Source organism: Brevundimonas sp. EU05-FHT14B07 (genome assembly GCF_058790795.1).
Genome location: NZ_JBYTCZ010000001.1, coordinates 441,530 through 457,756 on the forward strand (window position 1 = coordinate 441,530; position 16,227 = coordinate 457,756).

The following is a 16,227-nucleotide window of genomic DNA, read 5'->3' on the forward strand; positions in this document are numbered from 1 at the left end:
CGCGATCGCAGGGCGGCGGTTTCGGTTCAGCCGCCGGCGTAGCCGCCGATGATCGGCAGGATCTCGCCGGTGATGAAGCTGGACATCTGGGGCGAGGCCAGAAAGACGTAGGCGGGCGCGATCTCTTCGGGCTGGGCCGGGCGTTTCATCACCGTTTCGGCGCCGAACTTCGAGGTCGCCTCGGCGTCCTTGTCGGCGGGATTCAGCGGGGTCCAGACCGGGCCGGGCGCAACCACGTTCACGCGAATGCCGCGCGGGGCCAGATGCGTGCCCAACGAACGGGCATAGGCGTGGATGCCGCCCTTGGTCAGCGAATAGTCGAGCAGGTCCTTGTTGCCCATAAGACCAGTGACCGAGCCGGTCATGACGATGGCGCCGCCGGCCTTCATGTGCGGGACCGCTGCCTTGGTCATGTTGAAATAGCCGTAGAGGTTGGTCTTCAACGTGCGGTCGAAATGCTCGTAGGTCAGGTCCTCGAAGGCGGGGACGTGCTCCTGGAAGGCGGCGTTGGGGACCAGGACATCCAGGCGTCCGAAGGCGTCGAGCGTCGCCTTGACCGCCATCTCGGCGAAGGCGGGATCGGAGACATCGCCCTTCAACACCACGGCGCGGCGACCCTCGGCCTCGACGGCGGCCTTGGTGGTTTCGGCGTCGGCGTCCTCGTCCAGATGGCAGATGACGACGTCGCAGCCTTCGCGCGCGAACAGGACGGCGACCGAGCGGCCGATGCCGGAATCCGCGCCGGTGATCAGGGCGGCGAACCCGTCCAGCTTGCCCGAGCCCTTCCAGAAGGGGGCGTCGTACATCGGCGCGGGGTCGAGCGCGGCCTCGTCGCCGGGCTTTGTCTGATGTTGTTTGGGGAAGGGCGGTTCGGGGTAGGGGCGGGCGCCGGCCTGCATCGCGCCGGACGGCTTGTCATCGCCGGACGCCTTGTCCTTGGCGTCGATGTCGCGCTGGATGGCGCGTTCCTGATCGGCGATGTCTTCGGCGCGCGCGTGGGTCCGGTCGTCCATGGGGTCGTCTCCTGAAGATGGGGTCCTCAGGAAAGCGGACGGGCGGGCGGGTCGTTCCGACGGCCCAGCTTCGGTTTTTTCAGCCGACGCGGTGGACGATGGTCTTGATGGTCTCGGCCTTGGTCGGCAGATCGGCGGCGAGACGCGAGGCGATCTCGCGGGCGCCGACCGGATAGGCGTCGCCGCCGTCGGCGATGGCCTTGGCCTTGGCGGCGGCTTCGAGCAGCAGACGCTCCAGACCTTCGATTTCTTCCAACGCCAGGGCGTGGGCTTCCAGCTGAAGGCGTTTGACGCGGTCGGCGGTGGTTTCGGGCGCTTTCATCAGGTCGTAGATCTCGGCCTCGGCCGCGACGAGCCGCAGGTCAGGCTTGGCGTCGGAACCGGTGGATTTGGCCATGGAATCACGTCTCCCGCAAACGACAGGACCCTAGGGTGAGGCCGATCGAGATTGCCGTCGAGCGTTGCTGTAACGGTTGTGGCGACACTGTGGCCGCCACGCATCGGTCGATTACCGCTCGGGCGCGCGCGCCGGGACCATCGCAGGCGCGGCGACGGGGGCCAGGACGCCGCCGGCGACGGCACGCAGCGGCGAGCGCGGCGTGTGCAGGACGGCCGGCGAGACGCTGACGCCGTCCTGAACCGGGGTGACCAGATAGCCCTTGGCGGCCAGCTTGTCGCCCGAGCGGACGCGCGAGGTCCAGACGGTGATCGGCGCGGCCAGCAGCAGCGGCAGGACGATCGGGGCGAACCAGGTGGCCAGGTCGGGACGAACCGCCAGCGGAATCAGGAAGCCGACGCCGGCAATCATCTGCCAGCGCATGGCGCGGAAAGCGTCCGACCAGGCCAGGCCGTCGGCCTCGCGCTGCTGGGTCGACCAGCCGGTGTCGTGGCCCGAGACGATCTGGATGAAGGCCTTGGTGTTGGCGACCATTAGGATGGGGGCCAGGATGGCGGACAGGGCGATCTCGGCCGCCATGCCCTTGGCGATGGCGCGACGGCCGCCGAAGGCGCGCAGCTCGGCCGGACGGCTGAGGACCAGGGCGGCGCCCATGAACTTGGGCCCGATCAGCAGCACGCCGGACAGGAAGGAGGCGAGCATGAAGGGCGTGAACTGGGGGTTCAGGATGTAGAAGAAGCTGGTCCAGTCGACCGGATAGAACATCTGGATGAACAGGCCGACCATCAGCGACGCCAGCCACAGGGGCGACGACAGATAGGCCATGCAGCCCATCAGCAGCTGCAGGCGGCTCATCGGCGACAGGCCCTTGGCCGTGATCAGGCCCAGGTGCTGCAGGTTGCCTTGGAACCAGCGGTGGTCGCGGCGGATGAAGTCGGTGATCGACGGCGGGGTCTCTTCCCACGATCCGTCCAGCGAGGCGGTGACGTGGACGGCCCAGCCGGCGCGGCGCATCAGGGCGGCCTCGACGACGTCATGGCTCATGATGTGACCGCCGAAGGGCTTCCTGCCCTTCAGGTGCGGCAGGCCGCAGCAGGCGGCGAAGGCGCGCGTGCGGATGATGGCGTTGTGGCCCCAGTAGCTGGATTCCGAACCAGTCCAGTAGGCCAGTCCGGCAGCGGCGACGCGGCCGTACAGGCGCACCGAATACTGCGACACGCGCGCGAAGATGGTGCGGGCCTTGATGATGACCGGGGCGGTCTGGATCAGGCCGACGCCGGGATTGCGCTCCATGGCGTCGACCATGCGCAGCAGGGTCTCGCCGGCCATGGTGCTGTCGGCGTCCAGGACGATCATGTTCTCATAGGCGCCGCCGAAACGACGGACCCATTCGGCCAGGTTGCCGGCCTTGCGCTCGGCGTTGTCGGTGCGGCGACGGTAGAAGGCCTTGGAGTTGGCGGCCATGCGGAACGCCTGGAAGACCGAACGCTCGGCGGCGGCGGCGTCTTCCTTGGTCGAGTCGCTGAGCACGAAGATGTCGAAGGCCGACGAGGCGCCCAGACGCGCCAGGCAGGAATCGATCTGGGACAGGCGCGCGAAGGACGAACGGGCGTCCTCGTTGTACAGCGGCATCAGCAGGGCCGTGCGGGTGCGCGGCATCGGCGGATGCGGCGAGAAGGCGAGGTCCGCCTGATCCTTGCCGCGCAGCATGACGAACAGGCCCATCAGGCCGCTGACGAACCAGCAGGAGATGGCGGTGATGAGGACCATGAACAGGCTGAAGGCCAGGATCTCGGTGCCGTCCCAACCCTTGCGGGCATAGAGGTAGAAGGGCGTGATGGCCGACAGGCCGGTCAGGACGATGGTGCCGGCCAGCAGGGCCAGGCGGCGCGTCGCAACCGTGCGCGGTGAGGTCGCGGGCGTCACGTCGGCGACGGCGTCGGGCGCGGACAGGGACTGAACCGGCATGGCCAGCGGCGCCTCGTCGGGCAGCCACGACCAGCTGGGCGTTTGCGCGCCGTGGATCGTCGTCTCGATTTCAGCCTGTTCGACAGGCCGGATCGCCAGCTTGTTCATGCCGCTCTGGACGCCCCCGAGTGAACCGGATGTCGTCCCGAGGGCTGGGGACGACGCGGAGTGCTGCACTGCAACACGACCTGCATAATCGATCACATTCGCGCGATTTTCAATCACGCAATGTTGATGAAACCAAAAAAATGTGGGGGTGAAGTCAGGCCGGAACGTCGAACGGGGCGCAAGCCGGGCGGCCGTGCGGCGACTCCGTGGCGACCGACAGCAGTTTACGATCCAGCACCCAGGCTGCAACCCCCACCCAGCAGACCAGGACGATGGCGTAGAGACGCTCCCACCAGCCGACGTTGGCGTCGTTGACCGTGCCGGGGAAGACGAGGTGCTTGGTCAGGACCGTCAGGATCGCCATGACGACGAAGGTGACGGCGAGGAAGAGCTTCAGGCGCGGCAGGTCGCGGCGTTTGGCCAGGCCCCACAGCAGCAGCATCGGCGCCAGCTGAATGCCCAGGGCCAGGTTGATGACCATGTGGCGCGGATCGGGCCAGGGCCACAGGGTGGAGGCCGACATGCCGCCGCCGGCCAGGATGAAGACGATGGCGATGACCCAAGCCGCGACCCGCGCGCCGGTCAGGGCGTAGATGGCCAGACCAAAGCCGATTCCCGCCAGCCCGGCCATGACGCCGGCGACGAAGACCCCGCCGTTAAAGATGATCGGCGCCTTGGCCGTCGCCCCGCCCAGTTCGCTGAGATACTGGGTCGCATTGTTGAACCCGGGGTAGGCGAGGATGGCCGCCGCAACCACCGTCAGGGCCAGAAGCGGCGCGGCGACGCCCACGCCCAGCAGCCGACGACGGCGGTGATAGCGAAGCTGCGGTTTCAGCAGGGCCTGGAGGTCCAGCGGCCAGGGCCTGCCGTCTAAGGGCTTCAGCCCCCACAAGGGGCGAATGGCCGGGATGCGCCGCACGACCTCATAGATCGCCAGGCTGCCTACGAAGGTGACGGCGATCAGGGACAGCAGTTCGATCGGCGCCGGCAGGTTCGCCGGGCGGATGATCCAGACGGCCGCGACCAGCACCGTCTGGTGCGCCAGATAGAGGGGAAAGGTCGCCTGCGTCAGATAGTTGAGCGCAGGGCCGCCTCGGTCGCGCAGATGGCGATAGCCGAAGCCCAGGATGGCGACGATCACCGCCCATTGGTCGACGCCGTAAACGGCGGCCTTGGGCACGCCCCAGAAGGCCCGCGCGCCGGGATGCCAGACCTGGACCATCATGATCGGCAGGGCGACGGCCGCCAGGGCCAGGGCGATCCAGCGATACCGCTCCATCGTGCGCCACAGGCTCTCACGCCCCACGATGCTGAAGCCGAACAGGAAGGCGACCAGCGACAGGGCGTGATTGTACCAGTCGTTGTGCAGGGTGTTGGTCAGGCCGAACCAGGGAAAGAGCAGCCACCGGATGGCGAAGAGATAGAGGATCGGCAGGATCAGCAGGCGCGGGCCTGTCAGCGCCTTTTCCAGCCCATTGCCCAAGCGCTCGATCAGGCCGGGCTGACGCCACAGGACGACGGCGATCAGGCTGTAGACGGCGATATAGACGATGAACCACAGATGGTTGACCGGTACGCCGTCGGCGAGACCGCTCCAACTGAACTCATGGCCCAGCCAGGCGACGAAGCCGGCGACGCCGCCGGGCCAGCCGCCCTTGTCCATCGATTCGATCCAGGACTGGATCGGCACCAGAACCAGGGCGCCGAAGATCAGGGGCGGGACCAGCCGCTCGAACCGGGCGCGAGCGACCTCGCGCGGGGTGCGCCGGAACGTCATGAACCGCAGGGCGGCGCCGGACACCAGAAACAGCAGGGTCAGCCGCCAGGGATTGGTGACCAGGATCGCCTCGCGCATCCACTCGAAGGTGTGGGCGCTGTGGATGTGCCAGTCATAGACCCCGTAAACCAGGCCCACATGATACAGGATCAACAGGCCGAAGGCGCCGACACGGATCCAGTCGAGATCGTAACGGCGCTGGGTCGGGGAAGCGGGCGGGTTCACGGCCGCGTCTATGATCCGGGGACGCGGATCAGGCAAGACGCCGGATGGACGCGGGGCGCCGCCAGCCCCGCATCCGGTTGAACGGACTAGACCATCTCCGTCAGGCCCAAGGCCTTCAGCGTCGCTGTGATCGAGGCGTCCTGTTCAGCGCGGTACAGGGCCATCTCGTCTTGGACCGAGCGGCCCAACGCCTGTTCGAAATCGGCCTTGGCGGGATCGACGGCATAGGCGGTTTCGCGGGCCTCCGATCCCAGGTTGGACTGGAAGATGCCGGCGGCGCTGACAGGCAGGAAGTCTTCGTAGGTGATGGGTTCGGCGATCACGTGGCCCGAGGCGATCAGGGCGTCCAGGTCGGCAGTCTCGGCGCGGACGGCCAGCCCCTCAGGCGTCGCGCGATAGCGGAACCAGGCCAGGTCTGCGCGGCGCAGCGTGTCCCAGTCATCGGGCAGGGCCGAGAAGTCCTTCTTCGCCAGGGCCTCGTCATACAGGGCGCGACCGGCGGGGGTCAGGGCGCAGCCGCGCTGTTCGATCTCGCCGAAGCGGGCGGTGTGGGCGCCCGCCGTGGGGCCGTCGGCGCCGGGGAAGGTGATCGCCTCCTGCAATGCCTTGAAGCTGGTCTGGCGCAGCAGGATCGGACAGGCGCGGGCGGGCGGGCCCTCGATGGTTTCTTTGGGTGAAATGCCGCGTGCGGGCATGGCGGCCTGGGCCGCGTCGATATCCAGCGTGCGAGGCGTCAGGTGGTTGATGTGCGGCCCCTTGAAACTGACCACATCGGCGATCAGTCGGTGGGCGGCGACCAGCCGTTCGTAGGTTTCGGCGCTGACGGTCGCCTGGGCGTGCCAGCGGAAGGTCTCCAGCAGCTCTGACACGAAACGATCGGCCTGAGCCTCGTCCAGACCGCCGGCCGTCTCCGCCGTCGCGATCAGGTCACGCGCGCCGGGGGTAAAGATGTCGCGGCGGGCCAGCGTCTCGGCCGCTTCCGCGCGCAAGGCTTCGTCCTCGATCAACTCCAGCCGCAGCAGCGAGGTGAAGACCCGGAACGGATTGCGCGCCAGGGCCGCCGGATCGACGGGGCGGAAGGCGGTCGAATGGACCGGCACCCCGGCGGGGGCCAGGTTGTAATAGCTGACCGGCTCCATCCCCATCACCGCAAAGGCGCGCGCGATCGTGGCCAATTCATCGGCCGTGCCGAGGCGGATGGCGCCGTGGCGTTCCTCCGACAGACGCGCCAGTTCGCCGGACGCCGCCAGCCGGTCGGCGCTGCCGGCATCCGCCTTTAACGTCTGCGCATTGATGTCCGCCACCAGCGTCAGCAGGTCGCCGTATTGCGGCACCTCGGCCCGGTACATGGCGGACAGGGCGGCCGAAAACCGGCTGCGGATCTCGTCAGGATGGACGAAGGCGGACATGAGCGCTCCCATTTTTCGCCGATCCATAGGCCGACTGGCCGCCGGTTGAAACCCGGCGGCCGTCGCAGGGGTCAGGCGTCGACGCCGACCCCGATGGGGCAGACCACGCCGGTCCCGCCGATGCCGCAGTATCCGGCTGGGTTCTTGGCCAGATAGCCCTGGTGATAGCCCTCGGCGTAGAAATAGTCGCCCGCCGGTTCGATCTCGGTGGTGATCGTCCCGCGGCCCGACTTGGTCAGGGCGGTCTGATAGGCGTCGCGTGACGCCTCGGCTTCGGCCTGCTGATCGGCGTTCAGCGTGTAGATGGCCGAGCGATAGGTGGTGCCGATGTCGTTGCCCTGGCGCATGCCCTGGGTCGGGTCGTGGTTCTCCCAGAAGGCCTTCAGCAGTTCGGCGTAGGTGATGACGCTCGGGTCGAACACGACCTTCACCACCTCGGTATGACCCGTCCGGCCGGTGCAGGTCTCCTCATAGGTCGGGTTGGGCGTGATGCCGCCGGAATAGCCGGCCGAGGTCACCCAGACGCCCGGCAACTGCCAGAAGATGCGCTCCACGCCCCAGAAACAGCCCATGCCGAAGATGGCGGTCTGGAAACCGTCGGGATAGGGCCCTTTCAGCGGGTTGCCGCTGACATAGTGGTTCACATCGGTGTCCAGCGGCTCGGCGCGGCCGGGCAGGGCGGTCTCGGGCGTGGGCATTTCGGCAGTCTTCTTGAACAGCATTTGGGGCTCCCTCATCGGAAAATGACGTTGAAGTCCATATGGGGATGCGAGAGGCGCTTGCCGAGGGGGCGAGGGTGTTCTATCAGGCCCGCCTCCCGCCGGATCGACCTCCGGCGGCGCGCAAGACGCAGCGTGAAACGGACAGGTGGCGGAGTGGTCGATCGCGCACGCTTGGAAAGCGTGTGTAGGTGAAAGCCTACCGAGGGTTCGAATCCCTCTCTGTCCGCCACGGCGCATTTTTCCGCGAACAAGTTCAACTACTTGGCTCCATTTTTGTCTAACCGGTCTTCAAGGTTAGACAGCGATTGTTCTGCTTCTGTGCCGCCGATCCGCAGCATTGCGCTGTCGGCGAGACGTTTCCGACCCGCGTCACGCGTGTATCGTTCGACTTCCTTCAGCGTTGTGTGGCCGGTGATCGCCATGATCTCGTGAGCTGAGCAGCCCGCCTCGGCGAGACGGACAGCCATAACCTTTCGAAGCCCGTGGGCCGAGCAATGCGCGATGCCTGCCGCCTTGGTGGCCCACTTGATCCAGTTTCCAAATCCGGCCGGCGTGAAAGGCTTGCCGTAGTCAGTCGTGATCAACAGCAGGTGGCCGCCGTCGTAGGCTGACAGCGACGCCGCCAGGGCGGGATGCACCGGAATATCGATAGGAGCGCCTGTCTTGTCTTGCTTCACGACCACACGGCCGCCCTTGACGTGCTGGCGGGTCATCTGCCGAACATCGCCTGACCGCTGCCCGGTGTAGAGCATCAGATCCAAGGCGAACCTCTGCTTGGTCCCCACTTGCCAGTGTGCTTCGAACGCCGAGACTTCGTCCTCCGTCCAGGTGTGCCAGCCCTCGCTGCGATATTTCAGGGGTCGCACGGAGCGGCTGGGATCGGATGGCCGCCAGTTCCGTTCGACGGCGAAGCGCATCAGCGCACGAAAAATCTTCAGCAGATTGTTGGCGGCAGACGGCGTCGCCGCCATCGCGTCCATCATTCCGCGGATTTGGTGGGCCTCGATGGCTGCGACAGACTTGTCGCCGTGCTTCGTCCGGAGGCGCTCGATGATGCCCCGATACGTGTTGTGCGTCGCTGGCCTCATCTGCGCCCATTCCGCAGAGGCGTAATAGGCGACTGCCAAAGCATTGACGCTGCCTGGCTTCACGCGGCTGGCCCCTATGGGCGGCGAAACTGCCCGAACTGCCGCGTCATACCACGTCCACCAGGCAGCACTGTCGAACGGCTCCCGCGTCTGCGACTGCGGTTTGCCCGGCTGCCGGAACCGCCAGCGTAACACGCCGTGGCGATCTCTATAGCTGCTGACGTGGACGGGCTTAGAGCGTGGCATTGTCCCACTCATTCGGCCCGAGATCGTCGGGCAACGCAGAGAAATAGCTTTCGAGATCGCGACGATCCCACACTTTGCGAGTGTCGATCCGCTTCGGCCGAGGCATCCGACCGTCCTTCACCAGCTCGTCGAACTTGCTGACGCTAATGCCCAAAAACTGCGCCGCGACCTCTCGACCGACGCCAAGAGGGGCGAGGCTAGGTGGAAGTGCGTTTGCGCGGGCCATCTCAGGCGGTTTCAAATTCTGGCGACACCAAGCCGGCGTCAGAGACGGCCTTGTCGAGCCGCGCCTTCAGATTGGTGAGGTTGACCAGGTGAATGACGTCCTGCGCTTCCCACTCCGTCGGGATGTCGGACGCACTGCCCGTAGCGGCGATAAGCCCGAGATCGTCAGCAAAGATCCACCAAGCGCTCGACCATCCCCACTCCGGCAGCAAAGACAGGTTTTGCGCGACGTCGCCAACCCAACCAGAGACCCGACCGAATACGTCTACGCAGCGCTTTCCGATTCTGGCTCGAGACCGCTCACGCGTCATGCCGCTTCGGGCCATAGCCCCCGCCAGCATGGCTTCTAGCGCATTGTCGTAACTGTAAAGGCGCGGGCGTCCTCGCTCGGCGGGCTGAAGCTCCGTCTGCCACAGATTGCGCTCGTTCCAGTTGACCATCATCTTTTGATGAACAGCCCCAGCAGTCGCCGCCTCAATAACCGCAGCCGGGATAAAAAATTTAGACATAGAGATTGCTCCTTTGAACAAACCATGAGCGCACTTCCAGCCCGCGTCAATGGGTGGACTCAGCGATTGTTCACTCACTATGAGATTTGTTTAATCCGCCGGAATAGCTGCTCAAGGCGACCAGTCGCAGGATCGGTGCGCAGCGGATCGGTCGCCGTCAGGAACGCGCGCGCGGCAGACTTCTGGCGGTCATCGAGCGCGGAATAGATCGCCATCGCCATCAGTTGACTTTGCCATACGGACAAACCGGGTTCGTTCACCGGAGGTGGACGGCGCCTTGCACCTAATCGGCATTGCCAGAAATCGGGCTGGCATTTTGGATGCGGCTTGGTCACGACCTGATACGTCGGCTTTCCGATGCATGAGGTGTTGCTCTAGTTAATCCGACCGAAGAACCGGAGCCGGGCGTCGCGAAAGGGCGTGCAGGGCCGCCACACCGCCGCCTAGAGCCGCGACGCCCGTGGCGCCGGTGAGAAGAAGAACGACGCCGGTCCAGTCCACGCTCCATGTCGCCTTGAAGGCGAGGGTCACGACTGGCCAGGCGCCGGCGGCGCCGAGAAGGAGGCCGGCGAGCCCGGCAATGGTGCCGACCAGGCTGTATTCAACGAGGTAGGCGGTCAGGATCTGGGCGTGGGAGCCGCCCAGCACCTTGAGGACGGCGGCCTCGCGCGCCCGCTCGCGCACGCCCGCCGCAATAGCTCCGATAAGAACGAGCAGGCCCGCGAGACCGGCGACGGCCGCGGCCCCGCGAATGGCCAGGGCGAGGCGGTCGAACAGGGTGGCGGCGGCCTCGAGCTGCTCGCGAACGCTGATGATATTCACCTCTCGGAAGTCTGCGCCCAGCGCCTGGGTCAGGGCGCGTTCTTCGGCGGGCGAGGCGCGGGCGATGGCGACGCTGCGCGGATTGGCGCCTTGGATAGCGGCGGCGTTGAGGACGAGCAGGAAGTTGGTCCCGAACCCGCCCGGCTCGGTCCGACGAAGGGCGGCGATGCGGACGTCCATCTCGCGGCCCAGCAGTTGTAGGGTCAGGCTGTCGCCCACCTTGAGATCGGCGGCCTTGGCCAGATCCCGCGAGAGGGCGATTTGCGGCGGACCGGCATAGTCGGCGGCCCACCATTTGCCGGACACGACATTCGCATCGTCCGGCGCGCCGGCCAGGGCGGACAGGAGAATATCCTGATCGAAGGCCCAGCGTTCGCCTTGAGGCAGGGCGTCCACATCGACCGGCGCGCCCTTCAACCGCACGATCCGCCCGGTCAGGAGGGGAAGGCGCCGATAACGATCCGGGCCGGGCGTCGCCATCACCTTCGCCACCGCCGCATCGAACGCTGCGCCGCGATCAGCGGGGATTTCCGTGAAGACGACGGATGGGGCTGATCGTGGTGCGACCTCTGTGATCTGGCCCAGCAGGCTGGACTGGATCAGGACGACCATGGCCAGAAGCGCGACGCCCAGGCCGATGGCGGGGGAGGCGGTGCGCGCCGCCGAGCGCGGCCCGGCGAGATTGGCCAGTCCCAGCCGCACCGCGCCGCCGGCGTGTCGTCTCAAACGCCCGGCCAGGAAGGCCGCCGCACGGCCGAGCGCCCACAGAAGGGCGAAGGCGACGACCGTGCCGCCGATCAAGGCCGCCGCTGCAAGCTTGGACGGCGCGGTCCAAAGGGCCAGTCCCGCCAGTCCGATCGCCGCCAGGACAGCGAAAACCAGTTCGACGCCGAGGACAGGTCGGTCGGTGAGCTGGCGACGGAACAAGGCGGAAGGCGGCGTGGCGCGGGCGCGGGCCAGGGGCGCAAGCGCGAAGGCGGCGGCCGCCAGAAGGCCGAATGTTCCAGCCTTGACCAAGGGCGCCGGATAGACCGCGAAGAGGGCGGGGATGGGCAGGCTGTCCTTCGCCAGCACGCCGATGACGAGCGGCGTGACGGCCCCGATCAACAGCCCGATAGCGACCCCGACGGCGGCCAACACGCCGATCTGGATCAGATAGATGTCGCGGATCAGCCCGCCCTCGGCGCCGAGCGCCTTCAGCGTCGCGATCGACGGTTTGCGCCCCTCCAGATAGGCCGAGACGGCGCCCCCGACACCGAGTCCTCCAGCCACCAGGGAGGCCAGACCGATGAAACCCAGGAAATACTCCAGCTGATCGATCAGCCGTCCGGCGCCGGCGGCGGCCTCTGACCGATCCCGGGCTTCGAGCCGGCTCTGCGGAAACTGTTTTTCGATGCCAGCGATGGCGGCCTTGGGGTCGACGCCGGCGGGAAGGGCGATGCGCACCGCCTCGCCGAACAGGCCGCCGGGCGCGAGCAGGCCGGCCTGTTCGACGGCGGGAATCGTCGTCACCACGCGCGGCCCGAGCGCAAAGCCCCGACCCAGGCGGTCGGGTTCCGCCAGAAGGACAGCGCGGGCGACGAACCGCGCGCCGCCGACGGTGAAGGTGTCGCCGAGCTTGAGATTCAATCGGTCCAGCAGCGCCTGTTCGACGACAGCGCCCGCTAAGCCGTTCTCGACGCGCAAGGCCGTGGCCAGATCAGCAGCGCCCGACAGTTCGACCGCCCCGACGAGCGGGTAGGCCGCGTCGACCCCGCGCATATCGACCAGACGACGCTGGCCGGTTCCGGTTTCGGCCATGCCGTTGGCCCTCACCGAATAGGCCACGGGCCCCAGGGCGGAGAAGGCGGCGCGTTGGTCAGGGCTGAACCGGCCCTGGTCGAGGCTGAAGATGACGTCGCCGCCGAGAATCTCGCGCGCTTGGCTGGCCAATCCTTGGCGGAAGGCCTCCGCAGTCGATCCGGAGGCGGCGATCGCCGCCACGCCCAGCGCCAGACAGGCCAGAAAGATTCGAAACCCCGCAATTCCGGAACGGAGTTCGCGGCGGGCGAAGCGGAAGGCGAGTTTCATGCAGAGGCCAAGGCCGAAGCGACGACCCGGCCGTCGCGCATCGTCACGATCCGATCTGCGCGCGCGGCGAGACGGTCGTCATGGGTCACCATGACCAGGGCCGCGCCGCTGTCGCGCAAGAGGTCGAACAGCAAGTCGGCGACAAGAGCGCCGTTGGTCCCGTCCAGATTTCCGGTCGGTTCGTCAGCGAACAGCAGCTCGGGCTCGATCGCCAGGGCGCGGGCCAGGGCGACGCGCTGCTGCTCGCCGCCGGACATCTGATGAGGATAATGCGACCGCCGGGCGCCGAGGCCGACCCGCTCCAGCCAGCTACGCGCCAAGGCTACAGCCTCCGGCCTGTGGGCCAACTCGAGCGGCGCGGACACATTCTCCTCGGCCGTCATATTGGGCAGGAGGTGGAAGCTCTGGAACACCAGGGCGGCGCGCCCCCGACGCAGGCGGGCGCGGCCGTCCTCGCCCAGCGCGGCCATATCCTGACCGAACAGCATGGCCCGGCCCCGGGTCGGGGTTTCCAGCCCCGCGGCGATGGAGATCAGCGACGACTTGCCCGATCCGGAGGGGCCGACGATGGCGACCGTCTCGCCTGGCGCTACGACCAGGTCCACGCCACGAAGAATCTCCACTGGGCCTGCGGTCGAGGGCAAGGTGAGGACGACGCCGTCGAGGACGAGCGGAGCGGCTGAAGCCATCGATATGTCGCCTGCTGGATTGGGAGGAGGAAAGCCGGTCCCTATATGGGTGTGCAGATCATGACTCCAAAGCCCCCTTCGCCCATGCCGCCCATCCACCGCCGCACGCTCTTGACCGGAGGGGTGGGGCTCGTCCTTGCCGGATGCAGCGCCTCGAAAGAGGACACGTCAGAGGCGCCGGCTAAGCCCTCGGTCTCGCCTTCACCCACGGCTGCACCTTCAGACGGACCCGAAAAAATCGTGACCCTCTTGGGCGATTCCATCACGGCCGGCTTCGGCCTGCCTTCGGCCGAGGCTCTGCCGGTGCGCCTGGAAGAGGCGTTGAGGGCAAAAGGGCTCAGGGTGAGGGTTCGCGGCGCCGGCGTTTCGGGCGACACGACCGGCGGCGGGCTGGCCCGGGTCGGCTACAGCGTCCAGGACGACACCGATCTGTGCATTGTCGCCTTGGGGGGCAATGACATGCTCCAGGGCGTCGACCCCAAAACGGTCCGGTCCAATCTGGAGGCGATCATCGCCTCGCTGAAGGCGCGCGATATTCCCGTCCTGCTCGCGGGGATGAAGGCCCCGCCTCAGTACGGCGCCTACGCCGCCGAGTTCGACCGCATCTTCGCGGACCTGGCGCGCAAGGAAGATGTTCCGACCTATCCCTTCCTGCTGGAAGGGGTTGCTCTGGATCGCCGTTACAACCAGCCCGACGGCATCCATCCCAATGCTGAAGGGGTGCGCATCATCGCAGACGGTTTGGCGCAGGTCGTCGCAAAAGCGCTGTCTGGGTAGTCGAGGACGCGGCGACGTTAAGGGCTCGCACCGCCCCCGAGTGCTCATCGCTTTGTGCGGCGGAGCTTACTGTTGTTTGAGAAGAATTCCTGTCTGAGCGTCCTATGCCGAAATCCAACGACACGGTGCATCTGCGCTTCACGCTAAAGGGCCAAAGCGGTCCATTCTGGCAGACCAATGCAACAGTGGCCTCGGTCGCCAACGGAACCGCCCTGCTAGACGGCCTGGATCGTCAGATCGCCACCCGTATCGCCGATTTTCGCCGAGCCGGAGAGGGCCGTTGGACGCTCGATTTCGAAGTCCGGGCGCGGCCGTGACCACTTCGTTATCCTAGTTTCTCTACATCGCATGCCCAAATGCCGTAGACTAAAAGTGCTGCTGGCCGGCAGCGCCGCTGTCAATGTGCGGCCAAGGCGCATCGATATCGCCTTCAAGAACGGCCTTTTAACCAAAGCGTCGTTCAGTGAGCCATTCTGAAGTCCACCTCGAAGACCTTCGCAGATGGCTGAATTCGGCGGTAAGCGGCCCTCTTGGCGAATGACAGCCTGGTGTTGGTTCCGAGCCGACAGCAGGACGCAGGGGAGGCGGTAAATCAACTGCCTTTGAGAACCCTTATTATAAAGTTCCCACACGCACTGTTTGTGCATTTCAGACGTCGAGGGTCGACTTGCCCTCGAACGTGATCTTATCGACCGCTTCCCACGGGCCGCCCAAGTAGCGCCAGACGAGCAGGCCTTCAGCCAGAATGTCGAAAGGTTCGAACTCAAGTTGAAGCTGCTCAAGCAGTGTTTTGGCGTCTGGGGGGTCGACCTTGTTCTGGATCGTGATGTGCGGCCGGAACGGGGCCTGATCTTGGCGGGTCAGCGAGGGCGAAAAAGCGTCCGCGAGTTGTCCACGCAGTCGGTCCAGATCGGCGGACGCCAGGCGGTAGGCCACGCCACGCCCCAAGGACCACGGGCCGCGTACATCGAGGCGGATGGGCGTCTGCCGCCGGCACGCCGACTTCAGCGTCTCCAACACGAAGTCTTCCTGCGCCCCAGGAAGCGCGTGGAACAGGGTTAGATGAGCTGGGATGAAGTTGCGGTGGCGGGGAAAGTGCGCCTGGCGCAAGCCGTCGAACCAGTCGAAGGCGCCGTCGTCCAGGGCTGCGGTGATGATGAGCGGCGGCTGATCTGCCACGATCAAGCCTCCCGCCGGGCCAAGCCGCGCCGCCAGGCGTGGGCGGCCGCGCGATGGAGCGTCGCATGGCGGCGCGCCAGACGATCAATGTCGTGGTCATATCCACCGCCGATGACTCCGACGAGCGGCGCGACCGCCAGACAGGTTTCCAGCACATAGGCGTCGCGCTCAGCCAATCCCTCGTCGCTCAGCGACAGTCGCCCCAGCCGGTCGCTTTCGTGCGGATCGACGCCGGCGATGTAGAAGACGAGATCCGGTGCAACGCGTTGAAGCAGGTCGGGCAGAACGTCTTTGAGCCGGGCGACATAGGCCTCGTCGCCTGTTCCGTCGAGCAGGTCGATATCTAGATCGCTGGGCCCCCTACGCACCGGAAAATTCTTCTCGCCATGCATGGAGAAGGTGAAGACGCGAGGTTCGTGTTCGAAGATGAAGGCGGTTCCATCGCCCTGATGGACGTCCAGATCGACCACCAGGACCTGGCCGACTTCGCCATTATCGAGCAAGGCTCTCGCGGCCACGCCGATGTCGTTGAAGACGCAGAAGCCGGCGCCGCCCATCGGGCCGGCATGATGGCTGCCGCCGGCCGTGTTGCAGGCGAGGCCGTGGCGAAGGGCGAGACGGGCGGCTGTCAGCGTGCCGCCGACGGCGGCCTGCGTGCGTTCGACGACGCTTCGCGTGATGGGCAGGCCGATGACACGTTCGACCTTCGGCGGAACGCGGGCGTCCAGCACCTGGCGCACATAGTTGGGATCATGCACGGCGGCGAGCAGCGAGAAATCCGCAGGTTCGGGCTCCCACAGCCCCTCCGGTCCGATAATTCCCTCTTCTCTCAGCACCTCGACCAGGCGCGCATATTTCTGCATCGGAAAGCGATGACCCGAGGGCAGTGCGGCGCTGTAGGCCGGGTGATAGACGATCGGGGGAAGGGGGCCTGGGACGGACATGGGTTTCGTAGAGAACGTACTAGGATTGATGACGCTGCATTCTAGTTTGCCGACCCTCG

The 16,227-nt window shown here is 66.4% G+C and carries 16 protein-coding genes and 1 tRNA gene; 3 read left to right on the forward strand and 14 right to left on the reverse strand.

Features of this window, described 5'->3' with window-relative positions:
* Positions 1-26: 26 nt before the first annotated feature.
* The 6 genes from AC3WRC_RS02215 to msrA form a co-directional block, all read right to left on the reverse strand.
* The gene (locus tag AC3WRC_RS02215) at positions 27-1,013 is read right to left on the reverse strand and encodes an SDR family oxidoreductase (protein WP_492302745.1); all 987 of its coding nucleotides are present in this window, start codon (positions 1,011-1,013) and stop codon (positions 27-29) included.
* 79 nt (positions 1,014-1,092) lie between these two features.
* Positions 1,093-1,410 carry a hypothetical protein gene (locus AC3WRC_RS02220; protein WP_055753103.1) on the reverse strand — a complete coding sequence of 106 codons (318 nt, stop codon included), beginning with the start codon at positions 1,408-1,410 and terminating at the stop codon, positions 1,093-1,095.
* Positions 1,411-1,521: 111 nt separating this feature from the next.
* Positions 1,522-3,486 carry a glucans biosynthesis glucosyltransferase MdoH gene (gene mdoH / locus AC3WRC_RS02225; RefSeq protein ID WP_185225583.1) on the reverse strand — a complete coding sequence of 655 codons (1,965 nt, stop codon included), beginning with the start codon at positions 3,484-3,486 and terminating at the stop codon, positions 1,522-1,524.
* 154 nt (positions 3,487-3,640) lie between these two features.
* Complete coding sequence (locus AC3WRC_RS02230; protein ID WP_492302746.1) at positions 3,641-5,488, reverse strand: acyltransferase family protein; 1,848 nt, start codon at positions 5,486-5,488, stop codon at positions 3,641-3,643.
* Between the two features lie 86 nt (positions 5,489-5,574).
* Positions 5,575-6,897, reverse strand: a complete 1,323-nt coding sequence (hglS, locus tag AC3WRC_RS02235) for a 2-oxoadipate dioxygenase/decarboxylase HglS (protein WP_082464968.1) — start codon at positions 6,895-6,897, stop codon at positions 5,575-5,577.
* A 71-nt stretch (positions 6,898-6,968) separates the two neighbouring features.
* Positions 6,969-7,619, reverse strand: a complete 651-nt coding sequence (gene msrA / locus AC3WRC_RS02240) for a peptide-methionine (S)-S-oxide reductase MsrA (protein ID WP_055753107.1) — start codon at positions 7,617-7,619, stop codon at positions 6,969-6,971.
* A 139-nt stretch (positions 7,620-7,758) separates the two neighbouring features.
* On the opposite strand from msrA, the gene AC3WRC_RS02245 reads away from it, so the two are divergent.
* Positions 7,759-7,848: transfer RNA gene (locus tag AC3WRC_RS02245), tRNA-Ser, on the forward strand.
* A gap of 28 nt (positions 7,849-7,876) precedes the next feature.
* Here AC3WRC_RS02245 and AC3WRC_RS02250 read toward each other — a convergent pair.
* From AC3WRC_RS02250 to AC3WRC_RS02275, 6 genes are all read right to left on the reverse strand, one after another.
* On the reverse strand, positions 7,877-8,770 hold the full coding sequence (locus AC3WRC_RS02250) for a tyrosine-type recombinase/integrase (protein ID WP_492302747.1): 894 nt from the start codon (positions 8,768-8,770) through the stop codon (positions 7,877-7,879).
* Between the two features lie 169 nt (positions 8,771-8,939).
* Positions 8,940-9,179 (reverse strand): helix-turn-helix transcriptional regulator, encoded by a 240-nt coding sequence (locus tag AC3WRC_RS02255; RefSeq protein ID WP_492302748.1) that lies wholly within the window; start codon positions 9,177-9,179, stop codon positions 8,940-8,942.
* A gap of 1 nt (position 9,180) precedes the next feature.
* Positions 9,181-9,687: a hypothetical protein gene (locus AC3WRC_RS02260; RefSeq protein WP_492302749.1), complete on the reverse strand. Its 507-nt coding sequence runs from the start codon at positions 9,685-9,687 to the stop codon at positions 9,181-9,183.
* 77 nt (positions 9,688-9,764) lie between these two features.
* Positions 9,765-9,908: a hypothetical protein gene (locus tag AC3WRC_RS02265; protein WP_492302750.1), complete on the reverse strand. Its 144-nt coding sequence runs from the start codon at positions 9,906-9,908 to the stop codon at positions 9,765-9,767.
* Between the two features lie 157 nt (positions 9,909-10,065).
* Positions 10,066-12,579 (reverse strand): ABC transporter permease, encoded by a 2,514-nt coding sequence (locus AC3WRC_RS02270; protein WP_492302751.1) that lies wholly within the window; start codon positions 12,577-12,579, stop codon positions 10,066-10,068.
* The gene (locus tag AC3WRC_RS02275; RefSeq protein WP_492302752.1) at positions 12,576-13,268 is read right to left on the reverse strand and encodes an ABC transporter ATP-binding protein; all 693 of its coding nucleotides are present in this window, start codon (positions 13,266-13,268) and stop codon (positions 12,576-12,578) included. The genes AC3WRC_RS02270 and AC3WRC_RS02275 overlap by 4 nt, the downstream gene beginning before the upstream one ends.
* Before the next feature lie 240 nt (positions 13,269-13,508).
* Between AC3WRC_RS02275 and AC3WRC_RS02280 the strand changes: the two genes are divergently transcribed.
* Positions 13,509-14,045: an arylesterase gene (locus AC3WRC_RS02280; protein WP_492302753.1), complete on the forward strand. Its 537-nt coding sequence runs from the start codon at positions 13,509-13,511 to the stop codon at positions 14,043-14,045.
* 104 nt (positions 14,046-14,149) lie between these two features.
* The gene (locus tag AC3WRC_RS02285) at positions 14,150-14,362 is read left to right on the forward strand and encodes a hypothetical protein (RefSeq protein ID WP_492302754.1); all 213 of its coding nucleotides are present in this window, start codon (positions 14,150-14,152) and stop codon (positions 14,360-14,362) included.
* 331 nt (positions 14,363-14,693) lie between these two features.
* On the opposite strand, the gene AC3WRC_RS02290 is transcribed toward AC3WRC_RS02285, so the two are convergent.
* A complete protein-coding gene (locus tag AC3WRC_RS02290; RefSeq protein WP_492302755.1) occupies positions 14,694-15,224 on the reverse strand; it encodes a 2'-5' RNA ligase family protein in 531 nt (176 codons plus the stop codon).
* A 2-nt stretch (positions 15,225-15,226) separates the two neighbouring features.
* Positions 15,227-16,168, reverse strand: a complete 942-nt coding sequence (locus AC3WRC_RS02295) for a histone deacetylase family protein (protein ID WP_055753131.1) — start codon at positions 16,166-16,168, stop codon at positions 15,227-15,229.
* Positions 16,169-16,227: the final 59 nt, after the last annotated feature.